The organism is Agathobacter rectalis ATCC 33656, from assembly GCF_000020605.1.
Taxonomy (GTDB): Bacteria; Bacillota; Clostridia; order Lachnospirales; family Lachnospiraceae; genus Roseburia; species Roseburia rectalis.
In genome coordinates, this window is sequence record NC_012781.1 from 2,691,484 (window position 1) to 2,710,346 (window position 18,863).

Sequence of the window (18,863 nt, forward strand, 5' to 3'; positions counted from 1 at the left end):
TTCCCACGCAAATATGCGTGGGAATTTTATTTAGCTGATACACAATGATACAATATCAAACGCTATTAATTTTATAAACTATCACTCTATGTATATCTCAACCGTATGACATTTGTCTGTAGAAAGCATTTCAATAGCTTGCTTTGGAATACGCACGCTGTTTCCTGTAACATTTTCCACTTTTACATCATCACAGAGTGCTCTTTTGACGTGCGCCTCCCCAGGTTCGAGCTTATCAGGATTGTGAACTAAAATATCAAATCCATGACCTGCAAATTCTAACGAAACTTTTGCATCACCTTTTTCGTTATACTGCTGTGGCATGAGTGCAGGCTCAATAACAAAATCTCCAAGCTCTCCATGGACTCCGTATACAGATGTTATCATAGTAAGCATATACCAGCTTGCGGCACCTGTAAGGTATGAATACAGACCTCTTCCATCATTATCAAAATACTCCGGTACTCCCGGATACATCCTGCTTCTGTCAAAGTCCATCGCAGTATCAAGAAGCGTCTTTAATACCTTGTAGCCCTCTTTTATAAAGCCCTGTTTATAGAGCGCATTGGCATACATTACAGCCATATGTGAGAATACAGCACCATTTTCTTTTTCACCATATGCAAATCCAAACATTCTTCCAAGATCAAACTTTTCTTCCTTAAAATCAGTGTTTAGTCTGTAGCCACCGGCTTTTTGATCAAACAGATATTTGTCTGCACTATTACAGATTGCCTTGATCTGTTCTTTTTTTGCGGTTCCACTCATGATGGCAAATACCTGTCCTGTAAGCATCATGCGTACATCTCCACTCTCACATCTTTCCACCGGTCTGCCGTTATTGTCATAATATCCGTTGAACCAGCCTCCATCCGTGCCATCTGATATCCATTCGTTTTCGCGGATGTTTTTCATCATCCACTCAGCCTTATGCTCCAGGTTTTCGCAAATCGCAGCTATTGGGATAAGAGCAGTGCCTCCGCTTGTGCAGTTCTCACATGCCTTTGCATAGCTCATGAGAAGATCCTGCTTTTTGTCATGGCAGTTGTAAAGTATTTCGTCATCAGCAAGCAGCAGCTTAAGCTCATCTAACACCTCAATCCTGTTTATTCCACTTATTTTTTCCACATTTCTTAAACACTTTGCTATATCAAGCAGATTTCCGGCATATGCACATGTAAATGCAACACTTTCGCCTTTGTCCCATGCCATATCGAGCGCATCGTTCCAGTCTGCACCGTGCAGCTTCATCTCGTTGTGCTCCCCAACATCATAGAAAGCACACAGATTTTGAATCAGAATATGCTCTAAAACCGTTCCAAAATATATCTGACCGCCTGCCGTCCTTTGTTTGTTACCATATGTAGTATTCCATGCTTCATCATGGCTTGTGCCTCTCATGGACTGGTAATCCTTAAAGTACGTCGTATGCTCAAACAGTACATCTGTATCACCGGTCTGGTCAATATAAAGCTTTGTGGTTACAAATGGCCAGAATGCGTGATCCATCCATACACGTGTGATGTTATTTCTGTCAGCAATAAACTCGCCAGGCTCGTTTCCTATAATGGTCGCATTGGTTCCATCAATTCTCACACCGCCATAATTGTTTACAATCATCCTGCGGACATCCGAAGGTTCCATCAGTAAAAGTGCAAGACAGTCCTGCCATAGATCTCTCCAGCCTCTTCCACCTTTTCCATAATCATGATGTGGAAGGAATGAACAGCCGTATATTCTTCGTAAGATAGGTTGAAAACATATCCATTTAAGATAATTGTCCTCCTCGGCATTTCCTGTCTCAAAATCAATATTTACCTTGTCTATCCAGTGTTTCTTGACGGTGTTTAGTTCTTCTTTTACTTCAAGTACACTGCGGTACCGTCCGGTAATGGCATTTACGTCATTTTCTTTTTCCGTAAGACCCGCAAGCATGATATAGCTTACCGTCTCCAGCGGTTTTATAATACGGTTTGCAAATTTTATTGCTCCGACTGCTTCTTTTCCCTGAAATTTTTCTCCGGCCTTTGCACCTGCTTTTTCAGTTCTGACTGCCTCAGGAATAAGGAAAGAGCCTCCCTCTCCTATAAACTGCTCAACGGTAGGATAGAAACTCTCAGGACTTTCTCCGTTTCCGGATGATCCATATACGAAGTAGCTTATATCATTTTTCCGGTGTCCACGCTCATCAAATGAGAGGACAGGTGTAACCTCAATGCCGTATTGTGTGGTTTCTATTCTGTGCAAAAGTGATGTCACATGTCTGTGATCCCTGATATTGTCAGCACTTCTGCCATAGATTGGGATTGCCCCGATTGGGACTATCTCCATAGCCTCATCTGTCTTGTTAGTGATCTCCACAAGCATTACTTCCATGCTTCCATCAAGTGTGACAAATGATGTCGTGTCGGCCTCTAACCCATATATCTTTGAAGCACGGTGCAGCTTCTGCCACATTAAACCTGCCTCAAGCTCACTTTCATCCTGATTACCTGTAAATCTGTCGGCCTCCTGCTGTGCAGATGATCCGCATACTGACCAGAAGCCCTTCCCCACAATCCGACACCAGAAATTTCTGGTGCCTTTATTGTTGTGGAGATTTTCTATACTAACAGGTTCCAGAAGAAAGGTATTCTGGCTTGTTTTACTGTCTCCGCCGAGAGTTGGTGTAATGCTTGATTTAAGCCCTTTTTCCCCTGCAAGCGGCAGATACAGTCCACTGTAGTTTTCGGGATTTTTGATCCTGAAGGTTCCGTATTTGTCTATAAAATCTATATTTTTCATATTTTCAATCAATCCTCTATACAATTACAAATCAAATTTTCACACACCATATACAATCCTATAGCAGTCATTATCCCACCTACGGAAGATTTACATGGTAAGCTCAATCTCTGTCTGCTCGCTAAGAAGCTCTTTTGGAATATAGTCTCCCTCAACCGCCTGTCCGTTTACAAGAAGGCTCTTGCATCCGCTCTCAACATGATCAGGATTTTTTACAACTATATGAAGATGGCATCCCCTGAAATCCTTCTCTATCTCAAATCCATCCCAGGCTTTTGGAATAGACGGAGCAATATGAAGTCCATAGAAATCAGGACGCATACCAAGTATTCCCTCTACACATCCAACCATGACTGTTGAAGCAGTTCCTGTGAGCCAGTGTACATGTGAACGTCCAAAGTTTGGACTTGCTTTTCCTTCAGTAAACTGTCCATAGCAGTACGGCTCAAGTCTTCTTATCTCTGCTCTGTCATTCTGTGCGGCAGGAGCATTTTCAATAAAATACTTAAAAGCTCTGTCTCCATGTCCTTTAAGTGCCTCAGCAAGAATTATCCAGCCCTGTGACTGTGAGAATATTCCTGCATTCTCTTTAGTTCCCGCATTGTATATCACTGCGAGTGCTCCGTCGAATGCGTGTGCATGATATGGAGGATCCATAAGAATGGCGCCATACTCGGTATTGAGTCTTTCATATACCATTTCAAGAGCCTTATCAGCCTGCTCATCACTTGCAAATCCACTTATAACAGCCCAGCTCTGTGGGTTGAGCCACATATTTGCCTCAGGATCATCACGCTTTCCGATAACCTGTCCATCCCCTGTAAATCCACGGATAAATCTGTCCTCGTTCCAGCAAAGCTCCTGAATGACCTTTCCGAGTTTTTCCTGGCTCTCATCAAGATATGTGATATATTCATCATCTTTCTTATAGGCTGCAAACTCTTTTAATATAGTCATTGCATAGTAGAACTGAAGTGCTACGAAGGTTGACTCTCCATCTGCACCAAGCCTCAGGCAGTCATTCCAGTCTGCGTAAAGTCCTGCAGGCATTCCATGTTTTCCGAGGTGGTTCATCGAAAAATCAATTGCTCTCTTTAAATGCTCGTAAACCGTTCCCTCATCCTTGTTGGCGAATGGAATGACCTCATCTATAAATGCTACATTTCCTGTCTCTGATACATATTTGTATACAGTTGGGAAAAGCCATAATGCATCATCAGCTCTGTAAGCCGGATGTCCTGTCTCCTGTACATAGGAAGCGTCGTCAGGAGTATCCTCATGTCCCGGATTGTGTGTAAACTTGACAAGCGGAAGTCCTCCACCGTTATCAACCTGTGCTGAGAGCATGAATCTGATCTTTTCAACAGCCATCTCTGGTGCAAGGTGTATAACACCCTGAATATCCTGGACTGTATCACGGTATCCGTATCCGTTTCTGAGTCCACAGTATGTAAATGATGCAGCCCTTGACCAAATAAATGTCATGAAACAGTTATATGCGTTCCATGTATTGATCATTGTGTTGAACTCATCACTTGGTGTATTAATCTGGAAATGTGATAACTGTCCATGCCAGTATGCGATAAGCTCCTCAAGTTCTTTGTCGCAGACAGCTTTTGTATCCGTGTAAGAAGCAACAATCTTTCCTGCTGTCTCATTATCTATCATTCCAACTAAGAATGCTATTGTCTTTGTCTCGCCCGGTGCCAGCTCCAATACTGTTGTGATTGCTCCACAGCTATTCTCGTTGTAGTTGCCGTGGTTGTTAAGCTTTCCGCTCTCTACTCCGACAGGATTGCCATATCTGTGATATTCTCCGAGAAATTCTCCCCTGTCACCGCACCAGCTGTCAACAGGTGCTCCTGCAAGTCCGATAAATCTGTTTACCACATCCTTGTTGTCAATTTCCTTGCCATCCTCGATGCGGTCAAGATTGGCATGGATCATCTGACGCACTCTGTTCTCCACAAATACTGTCTTTGTAATATACTGTGAATACTGCAGATTCACCTGATCCTGCTCATAGTTGCTGTTGTTTGTAAACTCAGCGTAGCCTGTAATATTAAGGCTTCTTGCCTTATCAGAATTATTCGTCACGCTCAAATTCCACACTTCGTATGTCTTGTTCAGCGGAACGTAGTATCTTACTTCTGAATGAATACCGCTGTAATCAGCCATCATCTTTGTGTATGCTGTTCCATGATGACACTCACTCTTGTATTCATTCAAATCCTTTCCTACAGGCTGCCACGAAGCTGACCAGTAATCCTTGCTGTCGTTGTCTCTGATATAAATATATCTGCCAGGCTCATCGAACTGATTAAACACATATCTCAAAAGTCTTCCGTTTGCACCTGACTTTGCAAAGCTGTATCCACCTGCATTATTGGAAACAATTGCTCCATACTCCGGCGATCCAAGATAGTTTACCCATGGTGCCGGTGTGTCAGGTCTTGTAATAACATATTCTTTTTTTGATTCATCAAAATATCCGTATTTCATATTCATTACTCCATTCTCTACTTAATTATGTGATCTACGGTTATAACTGCCTCCAACGTATATTCAGCAGTGATCCATTTTCGTAATATAATATACATTTTTGCAGCAGTGTATTATACAAAATTATTTCTTAAAATATCAGATTCATGACATAACTAAACTTATCTCACAATATAAATGTAACTTCCTTTACCGGGACGTTTAACATCTTCATCGTAGCTATCCTTCCGGTATACACGGACATAATCGATCACATATGGATTATTCTCAAAGCTTGTCTCATCGTTTGGATTTCCAACCCAGCTTCCACCAACAGCAAGATTTAAGATAATGTAAATGCAGGAAGGTATCCATGTCCCTTTGGAACCTTTGCACGGCATTCAAATCGTCCATATGTGAAGGTCTGCTTATTCTGTGTTGAAACTCTTCCTGATGTATAGGAAGCTGCTTCTTTTGTTGAGCCGGTATCACCATTAAACTCATCGCTCCACACCTTTTTGTAGCCATCATAGCTTAGTTTGCCTGTCTGCTGCGCCTCATCCAACGCTCCCTCTTCAAACGTCTGTGACGGCATGGCTGATAATACTCTTTTTTTCATAAAGTACCCCTTTCATTTATAGTTATTTGCTATCTCGCATCATGTTACTGTCCACACCTTTCAGTGTAACACGTAACCACAGCATTACTATAACGATTAAGTACCCTTAAAATATACAAAAAAAAGCACAAAAACATCAAATTCATTGCATTTTAATTTTCCTGTAATTTCCGCAATTCCCTCGGTGTCATGCCAAACTGCGCCTTAAACATCCGGCTGAACACCTTATAATTCGTAAATCCATTGTGCTCCAGTATGTCCGTGATGGAATCCTCAGTTGCCAGAAGCTCCTCATGTATGTGATTGATTCTTACCTGATTGACATACTCAAGAAATGTAACTCCCATGCATTTTTTGAACATACGGCAGAAATAATCCTGATTGAGCGAAGCTATGTCTGCCGCCTCCTTTAATGCTATTGGCTCCTGATAGTTTTTCGCCACATATCTAAGGACATCCTTAAGGCGCGCTATCTGTCTGGATTCTTTTCCCGCATTCATCTCTTTGTACGAATAATTTGTAAACAAAATATATAGGAATTCGTTCACTTTTGCCATAAGCCGAAGCTCATAGCCCTTGCCCTTTTTCCGGTATATATGCGCTATCGACTTAAGAAGAGACTTCATCTGCTCATATTTTCTGCTGCCATTCTCGGTCTCATAGCACTCTCTAAACCTTATTTGTCCGTAATCGTCTATGTAGCTGTCCAGATATGCATACGGTATCTGCACCAGAAGCACCCTGACTCTTTCATAGCTTTGCGTGCCATGTATCTTATTTGAATTTATGACAAAAAATTCATTTTCTTTCAATGTATATTCATTTTCACCACAGACAACCTGCAGTGAGCCGGAAACTACATAGATTATCTCTATATGGTCATGCCAGTGCCTCGGTGAAAACTGCCTGTAGTCCTCGTATCTGTCGCAGTAGATTGGAAGATGTGGTATTGATCTGACGTTTTCGTGTGTGTATTGCTGCATAATTTTCTCCCTGACTTACTAAATCAAACTTCGTATTTAATGCTATGATACCTTTTGACCCTTTAATCATGCTATATTAGCCTGAGCATATCCAATTGTTCCGAAAAAAAAATATTCATAGTTTGAAATTCTACCTTCAAAATATACTCCTCTCACGCAAAAAGTCAATATCGACCTAAAATAATGTCAGTATCACAATTGTATATATCGCTTTTATAATTTACAATCATCTTGTACGAAAAGAACAAGCTCCCGACATATTAATGTATGGGAAGCTCATTAAATAATAAAAATATAAGAAAGGTAATCTGCTATGAACAAATGGTCACGATTCAAATTCACTCCTAATCTTCCACTTGGGGCAAATGGTGAAAGAGTTACAGGAAGCAAGGCTCACATAGAGCTTTCAAAGGAAGCTGCCAAGGAAGGCATGGTACTTCTCAAAAACGAAAACAACGTACTCCCTCTTGCAGCGGGTTCTAAGGTAGCCCTGTTTGGAAAGGGTACTTTCGACTATGTAAAGGGCGGTGGCGGAAGCGGTGATGTAACCGTTGCATATATCCGCAATCTCTACGAAGGACTTAAGCTTCAAAAAGAGAAAATAAGCATATTTGAGGAGCTGTGTGATTACTACCGCAACGACATTAAAAAGCAGTATGCAGCCGGTGCTGTACCCGGCATGACTATAGAGCCGGATGTACCGGCTGAGCTTTTAAGCAAGGCTCAGGCATATACCGACACTGCTATCATCTCAATCTGCCGCTACTCCGGAGAAGGCTGGGACAGAAAGAGTGTTATTGACCCAAACAACAAGGCTCTCTGGGACTACGAACGCGAGATGACCGAAAAGTCGGCAGAGCTTTTTAAGGATGGTGATTTCTGTCTCTCCGTAAAAGAAAAGGAGATGATTGACACTGTAAAAGCCAGTTTCAAAAATGTAATCGTGATTTTAAATGTCGGCGGAATGGTTGATACATCTTGGTTTGCTTATGATGATCAGATTCAATCAGCACTGCTTGCCTTACAGGGTGGTATTGAAGGCGGGCTTGCTGCCGCTGAGCTTCTCGTAGGAGATGGCAATCCTTCCGGAAAAACTGTCGATACATTTGCCAAATCACTCGACGACTATCCGTCTACTTACAATTTCCACGAGTCAAGAGACTATGTGAACTATACCGATGATATATATGTCGGATACCGCTATTTTGAGACAATTCCGGGAGCTGCCGAGAAGGTTGTATACCCATTTGGCTATGGACTCTCATACACCACATTTGATGTGGAGACTGTTTCTGCCGGCGTTGTGAATTCCAACTGTACGTCTGAGGCCAATAAGCTTTATGCAAAAGTCCGTGTGACAAATACAGGTAAATTCTCCGGAAAAGAGGTTGTTCAGGTATACATTGCTAAACCACAAGGAAAGCTTGGCAAGCCTGCAAAGGAGCTCGCAGCCTTTGAAAAGACAAGAGAACTGCAGCCGGGTGAATCACAGCTTATGATCCTCACATGGGAAATAAACGATATGGCATCATATGATGACCTTGGAAAGGTTAAAAAATCTGCATATGTACTTGAAGCCGGTTCATATGATATATACGTTGGAACGAGCGTCCGTGACGTGACGAAAGCTGATTACTCATATATATTAAATCGTGATGTAATTACTGAGCAGCTTTCAGCAAAGCTGGTTCCTACAAGTCTGCCAAAGAGAATGCTAGCTGACGGAAGCTATGAAGCTCTGCCTCAAAGTGAGCCTGTGGACACCGACTACTCAGCTATTGGCAACATTGACCCTTCCCTGACAGAGGGTGTTGCTCCCGGTCAGAGAGCCATCCCATACTTCCGCTTTGCCGATGGCATGGCTAAAAACGGCAGTCACGACATCATGGATGTTGTGGAAGGACGTATCACGCTTGATGAATTTGTATCAGAGCTTTCCATCGATGATCTCATTCATCTGCTCGGCGGACAGCCAAATACCGGTGTTGCAAATACCTTCGGTATCGGAAATATGCCTGAATACGGTATTCCTTCTGTCATGACAGCAGATGGTCCTGCAGGAGTGCGCATAGCACCTGAGGTCGGTATATGCACCACTGCGTTTCCATGCTCCACACTGCTCGCATGCACATGGAACCCGGATGTTTTAGAGGCTGTAGGACGCGCCGGCGGTGAAGAATTAAAGGAAAACAACCTTGCACTGTGGCTCACCCCTGCCATCTGTATTCACAGAAGTCCTCTCTGCGGACGTAACTTCGAGTACTACTCAGAGGATCCATTCGTCACAGGAAAGCTCGCAGGTGCCATGGTACGCGGAATCCAGTCCAACAATGTCGGTGCCACACTCAAGCACTTTGCCTTGAACAACAAGGAAACCAACCGCAAAAACAGCGATTCACGCGTTTCAGAAAGAGCTGCCAGAGAAATCTATCTGAAGGCATTTGAGATGATTGTAAAGGATGAAAATCCATGGGCTATTATGTCCTCTTACAATATGATAAACGGCTACAGAGCCTCTGAAAGCGAGGATCTTTTGACAGGAATACTGCGTGATGAATGGGGCTATGAAGGAATGGTCACAACCGACTGGTGGACCTGTGGCGAGCATTACAAAGAGACAAAAGCCGGAAATGATCTTAAGATGGGAAGTGGATATCCTGATCGTGTAAAGAAGGCTTATGATAAGGGTGCCATCTCTCATAGTGAAATGGAGACCTCTGTAAAGCGTATATTAGGATTAATATTAAAGCTTGATTAAATTTTACTCTGCTTTTTGTAAACCTACCCAGTTCATAATACCCGATACTTATTATACAAAAACAAAAACGGACATGCAAAACTGCCATGTCCGTTTTTGTATTTGTTTTTGTATATCTCAATCATTAATTCTGTATTTTAGCATATTCCTCAATTTTACATACATGCTCTTTTGTTTTTTCATCATAGTTGATTGCAACAAGCAGGATGTTTCCCGTATATTGCAATAATGAATTCGGATACTGTCTCTCACGAATCTGCTGCATGGCTGTATCCGCATTCTTATTCCATTTCAGCTCCACAACAAGCGCCGGATAATCATTTATATACTCAGGCTTCGGAATATAAACAAAATCAGCAAAGTCACGCCCTGTCGGTAATTCCCTGACCGGCTTAAAATAATAGTTCATTGTTCCAAGATAAGCAATGGCCAAAACACTGCTAAGGGAATTCTCGTCATTATATTGAATCACCGAGGTATACTCCATATGAATCTGCTCAATTTTTGCTGCCACAGTATTTACATCTTTGTTTATTGTTGCATTAAACAAATCTATTGACTGTCTCTCAAACTGCATGATTTCATCCCATTTGTTTTCCTCAACCGCATCCATAAGCTCATTGCGAAGCTCTTCATTCGGAATATATGCCATCTGATTTTTCTGGTTAAAAGCCAGATATCCAAGATGTATAAGCAATGTCAGCACATCATCTTTGTTTTTAAATGATACCATATCATTCTGAAACGTGGTTGTTCTAACTTTTATCTCATTTCCTGAAATCATTGAAATAATAGCGGCTCTTAATCCATCAAAATCCATGTCAATAAGCGGAATCAGAGATTCATATGTGCCGGTCTGTGACCAATAGCTTTGGAAGCTGCCTCTCATCATCACGCTCACTACCGCTTTTGGATTATACACATGTTTACCCGAAAGCATATAGCCATCATACCAGTTTTTTACTGCTTCATAATCCCTGTCATACTTTTTGCATAACTGCTTAACCTCATCATCTGTAAAGCCAATATATGATGCAAGCGCTCCTGCATCAAGCATTGTGAACTCTTCAAAATTGTTAAGTGCTGACTGAGTTTTTAGCTTTTTAATAGGAAGTATGCCGGTAAGATAAGCTAACGCAATATACTTTGTCGGCTCTGTCCCTTTAAACATTCCCCTAAGGAAATTAATATATTCCTCCTGCAGTTCCTTATTATCAGCCTCATCTCTTATCAACACATCCCACTCATCTATTATTATAACAAACGTATTTCCTGTGGCTGCGTTTATATAAGACATGGCTCCATAGGCTGTTTTAACAGTGTCCGGTATCACATCACCATATGCTATTATAAGCTCATCAAGAATACCGTTATTGATGTATTTCACGGTGTTTTGCACTTCGCCCGCATCCATCATGCACCACTGGACATCAATATGAATAACATCATATTTATTAAGGTTTGTCTCAAAGGAATCAAGCCTGCCTACCTTTAGAGCGGAAAACATATCAAAGGAATCACATCCTCTGCTATAATAAGCAGCAAGCATATTCGCCGTGATGGACTTTCCAAAGCGCCTCGGTCTGCTATTGCATATGCATGCCATATCAGAACCTATAACCTTATTGGTGTATGCCAAAAGCATGGTTTTATCCACATATATTTCCGATTTCAATGCCTTTTGAAAAGCTTTATTTCCCGGATTTAAAAATCTTCCCATGAATTTTCCTACCTTAAATGAAATAATTTAACAACCTATACTACATATTAAGTATAGCAGTTTTTAATCAACTTCACCATATCAACTTTGAATTATATACAATTTAAACTATTACTTTCCATAAATATTGTACTCAGGCTCATCCACGCCATCTGTTCCGGCATAGTATGACAGCTCCACCTCGTTGAGTCCTTTTTTCTTGTCAAGAATCACATTGTACTGGGATGAATATATAACATCTCCATTTTTATTAAATCTGTATTCAATATTCACTCCATCTTTGCCTTTTAATGCCTTTCTTGGAATCTTTGCAAGGAAGATACGCTCACTGTCGGAAATCTTCTTCACCTCGACTGCATCCACCCATTTGAAAAATACTGGTGCTGCCACTCTTGTATCATCCATGCTATAACTGTCGTAATCATAGTAGGCTGTGTCATTATCTTCTGTATCATTTAACACATGATAGCCCATCTGTATGCTGTCCACGCCATCAAGACCGGTATCATTGTTGTTATAGCTGCCCGAATCGTAAGGCGAATATACATATAAAAGGATAAGCTGTGAGCTCTTTACCTCATCTATGCTATCTCTGAATAAATGTGCAGCCTTTATATGAGACACATTGAGCTGTCTTAAGCTGTCATTTGTCTCACCTGCCAGCTGTCTTGCATACATGGTGACCATACCCTTATTTTCCATAAAGTCCGCATCTGCCGCAAGCGCCGGAGATGCATCCGTGGAAAGTGACATCAGATATTTGTAGTCTGTATCCTCCATACATACTGTATTGTACCTTGCAACCAGATAATCAGGCCTTGCAAATGCAAGCACAAGATAACATACCCCGATTACTATTATTCCGTACCGAAATAGCGAAAAAGCAGGCCTACATATAGATAAAATCACTCCGAGCATAAATAGTGCTATCACTCCAAGTGCCCAGAACACACAAAGCCTGGTGGCTGTCAGCCCGTACTCTGACACATACAGTCCCATACGGTATGTACTTGATGCAATCATGATATATGTGCATAAAGTTATTAAAATTAAAAACGCATTTAATATTTTATTCTTTCTGAACAATTCACTTCCAAGCAATACGATAATTACATTAAGTATACACACGAAAAGCAGCTGGAAAAAGCCTTCTCTCGCATACCTGGCGTAGGTATAGCCACTTGGAAGCTGCATAAGTCCCCCGAACAGATACACAATCTGTATAAAACAGAAAAATACATATACCACTGATATAGTTGCAGCTACAGTGATACCGATTGCAGCCGGAAATGCCGGAGTCTCAACCGGTGCATCCGATATACGCTTCTTGCTCAGATACTTTATACCACAGTACGATGAGAAAAGCGCAAATACAAAAAGAAATACAACCTTGCTCACTGTAAAGAAATTGATATCAGCAAATATTTTCTTTATTACTGAGGCAAAAACCGCATCAGCAGAGCACAGCAGCACCACTATCAGCACAACCAGAGGAAATGCAATTGCTATTCCGATAAACACATAAAGCATTCTGTGTTTTTTCACATGCCGCTCTCCGGCAGTTGCATTTGCACTGTCACCGACCATACTGTCACTGCCCATATTGTCACTATCCATGCGCTCATTTCTCATATAGTCAGCAATATCCATAAACGGCTCAGCTATACATCCAATCGCTCCAAACACTGCCTGAAATGCCGCAGCGATATACTTTATGAGCCCCCACTGTCTGTCATTGCAGAAATTGTGAAGTAGCATAAAAACAAGAAACACAAGTATCCAACAAAAATTAAATCCTTGTATAATTTTATTACCGGTCAAGCCTGATGATAGGCCTGTGAGTATCATCATCACACTGTACCATATAGTGAGTGGCTTTGCCTCTATATGAAGTATCTTCATACAATACAGGCTGTATACTCCTGTGACGATTGCAAACAACGTAACAAGTATTCCACCTGTATTCTCATACAGGAAAATGGTGTACAGCAGCGCATATATTATCGTAGGTATACATAGCCTGCCAAAGAAATCCGCGTTTCTCCTGCTTTGTTCACGCCGTCTTTGCTCCGCCTCCTGCTGCATCTTCTGCAGTTCAATACCCGACACCCCCATATGTGGCTGTGAAGTCTGTGGCGTGTTCTGTGAAAACTGTTGGGGATTCATGCCCCCGATATTATTATTGTCCATAGCTACCTCCTTACTATCTATGTAGTTATTTTCTCATATTTTTTACTTACCGGCAAGCTAATTGTACTACACAGTTTTTAGTTTTGCAATATTTTTTTATCGTGTTGCGATAAATCGCTTTTAATTGCTACAATTAAGGGGTAAATGTCACATTAAAAATGAGGAAATAGTAACCTGAGACGTGTAAAAAAAGTTGTTTGAAAATGTTAAGGCTTACTGATAAAACAAAAAATCGCAGATACCATATTATGATATCTGCGACTTTACTTATCTTATTTTCTCCTAAAGACACTCCAATGGATAATGACTGAATACAGTCATAGAGTTTTATTTTAAACTACTGCTGCACATTAAACGCTTTAATTCCCGGATAAACTGCGCTCTTTCCCAGTTCCTCTTCAATTCTTAAAAGCTGGTTATACTTTGCAACACGCTCTGAGCGCGAAGGTGCACCTGTCTTTATCTGGCATGTGTTGAGTGCCACCGCAAGGTCTGCAATTGTTGTGTCGGCAGTCTCCCCTGAGCGGTGTGAGCTGATTGCTGTATAGCCTGCCTTGTGTGCCATCTTGATAGCCTCAAGAGTCTCTGATACTGAACCGATCTGGTTTAATTTAATCAGGATTGCATTTCCTGCTCCAAGGCTTATTCCCTTTGCAAGTCTCTCAGTGTTTGTTACGAACAGGTCATCTCCCACAAGCTGTACCCTATCGCCAAGACGCGCAGTAAGCTTCTGCCAGCCTTCCCAGTCCTCCTCATCAAGACCATCCTCGATTGATATAATAGGATATTTGTCACAAAGCTTTGCCCAGTGCTCTATAAGCTCCTCTGAGGTGTACTCTGTGCCGGCCTTTGGCAGCTTGTAAAAGCCCTTGCCCTTTTCACTCTTCCACTCTGATGATGCGGCATCCATGGCAATCTTGAAATCCTTGCCCGGCTCATAGCCTGCCTTCTTTACAGCTTCAAGAATTGTCTCGATAGCCTCCTCGTCAGATTTGAGTGCCGGTGCAAATCCACCCTCGTCACCTACTGACGTGGCAAGACCGCGCTCCTTTAATATGGCTGCAAGTGCATGAAATACCTCCGCACACCATCTGAGACACTCCTTGAAGGAAGGCGCACCTACCGGCATAATCATAAACTCCTGCACGTCAAGTCCTGATGAGAGTGCATGACAGCCACCGTTTACAATGTTCATCATAGGTACAGGAAGTCTGTTTCCCGAGATACCACCTAAAAATCTATAGAGAGGAATATCAAGTGATACAGCTGCCGCCCTCGCACACGCAATTGATACAGCAAGAATGGCATTAGCTCCAAGCTTAGACTTGTCCTTTGTGCCATCTGCCTCTATCATAGCCGCATCTATTGCATAGATATCACTTGCGTCCATACCTGTCAATGTGTCGTTGATTACAGTATTTATATTTTCTACTGCCCCGGTAACACCCTTGCCCAGATATCTGCTCTTGTCTCCGTCACGAAGCTCAAGCGCCTCGAACTCTCCTGTTGAAGCTCCTGATGGTGCTGTGCCTCTTGCAACAGTTCCGTCAACCAGATAAACCTCTGCCTCAACTGTAGGATTTCCTCTGGAATCAAGTATTTCTCTACCCACTACCTTTTCGATTTCTAAATAATTCATTATGAACCTCCTTATGTTTTTCTGATTCAATTTTATCCTACAATACAGTTTCTCTATGTCATGATTGTAGGATTGAATGCAAGCATGCATCGATGATACCTTTTGACCCTTTAATCATAAAAATACATATGTGAAAGCCTGCCGCATATGCATATATTTATAAATAAAGAAAAATGCTACACAGTTAGTTTAATCTAACTAATGTAGCATTTCAATAGTTCATAATGATAATATTTCCCAATTATAGAAATATTATGTTCTAACATATCATTTTAAATCTATACATTCTCAATCATTGCTTATATATATTACCTCTTTAACAGCAACTATCTCTCTGCCTCAATCTCACGCGCAACATACACGCCGCTTGCCGACGCATGTGAAAGTGAATGTGTCACACCGCTTCCGTCTCCGATGATGTAAAGTCCCTTATATTTGCTCTCAAGCTTATCGTTAAGCTCTACCTCCATGTTGTAGAACTTGACCTCTACGCCGTAAAGCAAGGTATCGTCATTTGCAGTTCCCGGTGCTATCTTGTCGAGCGCGTAAATCATCTCAATGATTCCGTCCAGGATTCTCTTTGGAAGCACCAGGCTTAAGTCTCCCGGTGTAGCTGAAAGTGTAGGAGTAACGAGTCCTTCCTCAATACGCTTCTCATTGCTTCGACGCCCTCTCACAAGATCACCAAAACGCTGTACAATTACACCGCCACCAAGCATATTTGAAAGGCGCGCGATGCTCTCACCATATCCGTTGCTATCCTTGAATGGCTCTGAAAAATGCTTCGCGACAAGGAGAGCAAAGTTCGTGTTTTCAGTCTGCTTGTCTGCTCCCTCGTAGCTGTGTCCGTTTACTGTTACTATGCCGTTTGTATTTTCATTTACCACGATGCCATGCGGATTCATGCAGAAGGTACGCACATTATCCTCAAAAAGCTGCGTTCTGTATACAATCTTGCTCTCATACAGCTCATCTGTCAGATGTGAGAAAATCAGGGCCGGAAGCTCAACACGCACACCGATATCCACACGGTTTGACTTGGTTGGGATATCAAGGTCATTGCAGACCTTCTCCATCCACTTGCTTCCGCTTCTTCCAACTGAGATGATACAGTATCTGCTCTCATATGTGCTATCCGCTGTTTTTACTGCATATCCGGATACATTGTCTGTGTGAGTCTCTTGTAAACTGCAAGCATCAGCACCTGCCTTATTCTCATCATACAGCACCTCTACCGACTCAACAGGTGTATCAAAATAAAAATCCACCTTATCCTTCAGATGTGCATACATATTTTCCAGAACAACATAGTTTATGTCAGTTCCGAGATGTCTGACCGATGCATCCAAAAGCTTGAGCTTGTTCTGCATGCAGACCTTTTTGAGCTTTGTGCCGGCTGTAGAATAAAGCTTTGTGCCCTCGCCGCCGTACTTCATATTAATCTCGTCAACATATTCCATCAGATCAATGGCCGGCTGCTTGCCGATATGCTCGTACAATGTACCGCCAAAATCATTTGTGATATTATATTTTCCGTCTGAAAAAGCACCTGCTCCGCCAAAACCGCTCATAATAGAACAGCTCTTGCAGGAAATACAGCTCTTTATTTTCTTTCCGTCGATAGGACATTTTCTCTTAGCAAGCTCATGTCCTGCCTCAAAAACCGCTATTTTGCAGTCAGGATTCTTCTCGATAAGCTCATATGCTCCGAAGATACCTCCCGGTCCCGCTCCAATGATTATCACATCATAATTATTCATCTATCAATCGCCTCCCATAATACGTTGCTGTTTGTACGCCCAATGTGGCGCACGCCAATCACTTATGATACTATATTTTCTCCATTATCGCAAGAGCAATCTCTATATTCCAGCAAATCTCCCGGCTGACAGTCAAGTGCTTCACATAGCTTTGCAAGCGTGGATACCTTGATTGCCTTTGCCTTGCCGTTTTTTAAAATTGATATATTTGCCATGGTGATTCCCACACGCTGCGACAGCTCCGTAACACTCATCTTTCTCTTTGCAAGCATTACGTCTATGTTAAAAATAATCTCGCCTTCCATGTATCTCTCCCGCTCAAATAAAACTGTAGCGCACACGCTATATTGTCAAATCACTCTGCTCCTGCAGATCTGCGGCCTTTACCACAAGATGTGACAAAACCGCCGCCACGACCGATGCCACAACACAGGCAAACACTATGAACACAAGAGCCAGTATCACCCCCGGATGATTCACATATATCCTCCACATGCAGACATTCACAACAAAAAAATACAATGCATCAAACAGAATTATTTTCGATGCCAGCTTTATATGTCTTGCATTCTCTAATGAAAACGACCTGTCTTTTCCGATATTTACAGCTACCCTCCAGCCCAGATACAATATAACATAACACGGAATTGCACTGATGATAAACAGCACAAGCCATGGTATATACATATCAGAAAGCTGTGGATCAGACGCAATAAGCACATGCCCTATCCATGGTATGGCGACCGCACAAACCACTAATCCGCAAAGTGCTACTGCTATTATTACTATCTTTAACCATTTTTCGAGTTCTTTTTGTCTCATTTATTCACCTTGCTTCTCATTGAGAAGTCCATACTCTGCAAGAAGCTTTTTTTGATACTCCTTATCCTTTGAAGCTTTCTGCAATTCATCATATTTGCCTTCGGACAATAAAATCTGATTTAGCTGGTTAATCAATTCTATTCCTTGTTCTAATCCTTGTTCTAATCCTTCCTCGATAGCATCAGCTCTTTCAAGCTCAAGCTGCCTGTCAAATTCGTAATTTAACTGCATACTCTTCGTCACCTCACTTCTGTAAGTCTTTAGAAACTCCTTCAGAATATCATTGTCAATACAATAGTCTATAGCCTTCTCAATATCTATAGCAAGATCATCAAATGCCCCGTCTGCATGATACTCTCTGACCTTATTTACAAATGTCATATAATCATTCAGCCAGCCACAGGACTCCATAATAGCCTTGTTCTTTCCGTCGTTTATATTGTACACCTTACATTTAAGCTCAAGATTCGGCTCATCGGTCGGCTTCTCAAACGCATCGGACAGCTTAAGCTCCTGAACCTCCGGCTGTTCCTCCTCACCATTGTAAAATACCACAAAATGTGGTGTCGGTATCTTTACCAGTCTTCTGCCATAGATGTTCTTGCCCTTTTTTGTTCCTTTTTTCTTGTCGCTGAGCATATCTGACAATATCACACTGAAATAAATAAGACTTCTCACCGGCATATTCGGACAAACTGTGGACTGATGCTCATATATGCTCAATCTCGCATCCACAATAAACGATGCATCATTTCTGACCGAAAGTGAAATGCCGCCATCGTGAATCACCATCTCAACATCCTCCGGATTGTCATAGCTAGACCCATTCATTGCGTTATACAGCTGTAAGGCTCTTTCCTTATCCTGCATCAGCATACTGAAAACATCACTTTTGTACTCTCTGTTACCACTCATATAAAATCCTCCTTCATTTGAAAACACTAAAGCAGGAAATATCTGTGTGGTAAAAGCCCTCTTATCCTGCTTTAAATAAAATAATGAAACATTTAAAAGCAAGAATTTCAGGGAATATGAAAAATAATTAAGGTATTGAAGACCCTGCACGCCCTTATCGCCGGACGACATCTTATTATGCCTCACATATCT

At 41.7% G+C, this 18,863-nt stretch carries 12 protein-coding genes; 1 reads left to right on the top strand and 11 read right to left on the bottom strand.

What is annotated here, in order from left to right; genetic code table 11:
• Positions 1–81: 81 nt before the first annotated feature.
• The 4 genes from EUBREC_RS12640 to EUBREC_RS12655 all read right to left on the bottom strand — a co-directional run bounded on the left by EUBREC_RS12640 (position 82) and on the right by EUBREC_RS12655 (position 6,867).
• Complete coding sequence (locus tag EUBREC_RS12640; RefSeq protein ID WP_012743573.1) at positions 82–2,784, bottom strand: GH36-type glycosyl hydrolase domain-containing protein; 2,703 nt, start codon at positions 2,782–2,784, stop codon at positions 82–84.
• Between the two features lie 90 nt (positions 2,785–2,874).
• Positions 2,875–5,286 carry a glycoside hydrolase family 94 protein gene (locus EUBREC_RS12645; protein ID WP_041254661.1) on the bottom strand — a complete coding sequence of 804 codons (2,412 nt, stop codon included), beginning with the start codon at positions 5,284–5,286 and terminating at the stop codon, positions 2,875–2,877.
• A gap of 322 nt (positions 5,287–5,608) precedes the next feature.
• Positions 5,609–5,884 carry a glycoside hydrolase family 16 protein gene (locus EUBREC_RS18040; RefSeq protein ID WP_012743575.1) on the bottom strand — a complete coding sequence of 92 codons (276 nt, stop codon included), beginning with the start codon at positions 5,882–5,884 and terminating at the stop codon, positions 5,609–5,611.
• A gap of 152 nt (positions 5,885–6,036) precedes the next feature.
• Positions 6,037–6,867, bottom strand: coding sequence for an AraC family transcriptional regulator (locus EUBREC_RS12655; protein WP_012743576.1), 831 nt, complete (start codon positions 6,865–6,867; stop codon positions 6,037–6,039).
• A gap of 313 nt (positions 6,868–7,180) precedes the next feature.
• On the opposite strand from EUBREC_RS12655, the gene EUBREC_RS12660 reads away from it, so the two are divergent.
• Entirely contained in the window at positions 7,181–9,625 is a 2,445-nt protein-coding gene (locus tag EUBREC_RS12660; RefSeq protein ID WP_012743577.1) for a beta-glucosidase, read from the top strand.
• 124 nt (positions 9,626–9,749) lie between these two features.
• Here the strand turns inward: EUBREC_RS12660 and EUBREC_RS12665 are convergent, their stop codons facing one another.
• From EUBREC_RS12665 to EUBREC_RS12695, 7 genes are all read right to left on the bottom strand, one after another.
• Positions 9,750–11,345: an AAA family ATPase gene (locus EUBREC_RS12665; protein ID WP_012743578.1), complete on the bottom strand. Its 1,596-nt coding sequence runs from the start codon at positions 11,343–11,345 to the stop codon at positions 9,750–9,752.
• Between the two features lie 111 nt (positions 11,346–11,456).
• Complete coding sequence (locus tag EUBREC_RS12670; protein ID WP_012743579.1) at positions 11,457–13,535, bottom strand: DUF4153 domain-containing protein; 2,079 nt, start codon at positions 13,533–13,535, stop codon at positions 11,457–11,459.
• Positions 13,536–13,872: 337 nt separating this feature from the next.
• Positions 13,873–15,174 carry a phosphopyruvate hydratase gene (eno, locus tag EUBREC_RS12675; protein WP_015568345.1) on the bottom strand — a complete coding sequence of 434 codons (1,302 nt, stop codon included), beginning with the start codon at positions 15,172–15,174 and terminating at the stop codon, positions 13,873–13,875.
• A 326-nt stretch (positions 15,175–15,500) separates the two neighbouring features.
• Positions 15,501–16,934, bottom strand: coding sequence for an NAD(P)/FAD-dependent oxidoreductase (locus tag EUBREC_RS12680; RefSeq protein ID WP_012743581.1), 1,434 nt, complete (start codon positions 16,932–16,934; stop codon positions 15,501–15,503).
• Between the two features lie 62 nt (positions 16,935–16,996).
• Positions 16,997–17,239, bottom strand: a complete 243-nt coding sequence (locus tag EUBREC_RS12685; RefSeq protein ID WP_012743582.1) for a helix-turn-helix domain-containing protein — start codon at positions 17,237–17,239, stop codon at positions 16,997–16,999.
• 37 nt (positions 17,240–17,276) lie between these two features.
• Positions 17,277–17,756 carry a DUF2975 domain-containing protein gene (locus EUBREC_RS12690; protein WP_012743583.1) on the bottom strand — a complete coding sequence of 160 codons (480 nt, stop codon included), beginning with the start codon at positions 17,754–17,756 and terminating at the stop codon, positions 17,277–17,279.
• Positions 17,757–18,671: a hypothetical protein gene (locus tag EUBREC_RS12695; protein ID WP_041254662.1), complete on the bottom strand. Its 915-nt coding sequence runs from the start codon at positions 18,669–18,671 to the stop codon at positions 17,757–17,759.
• Positions 18,672–18,863: the final 192 nt, after the last annotated feature.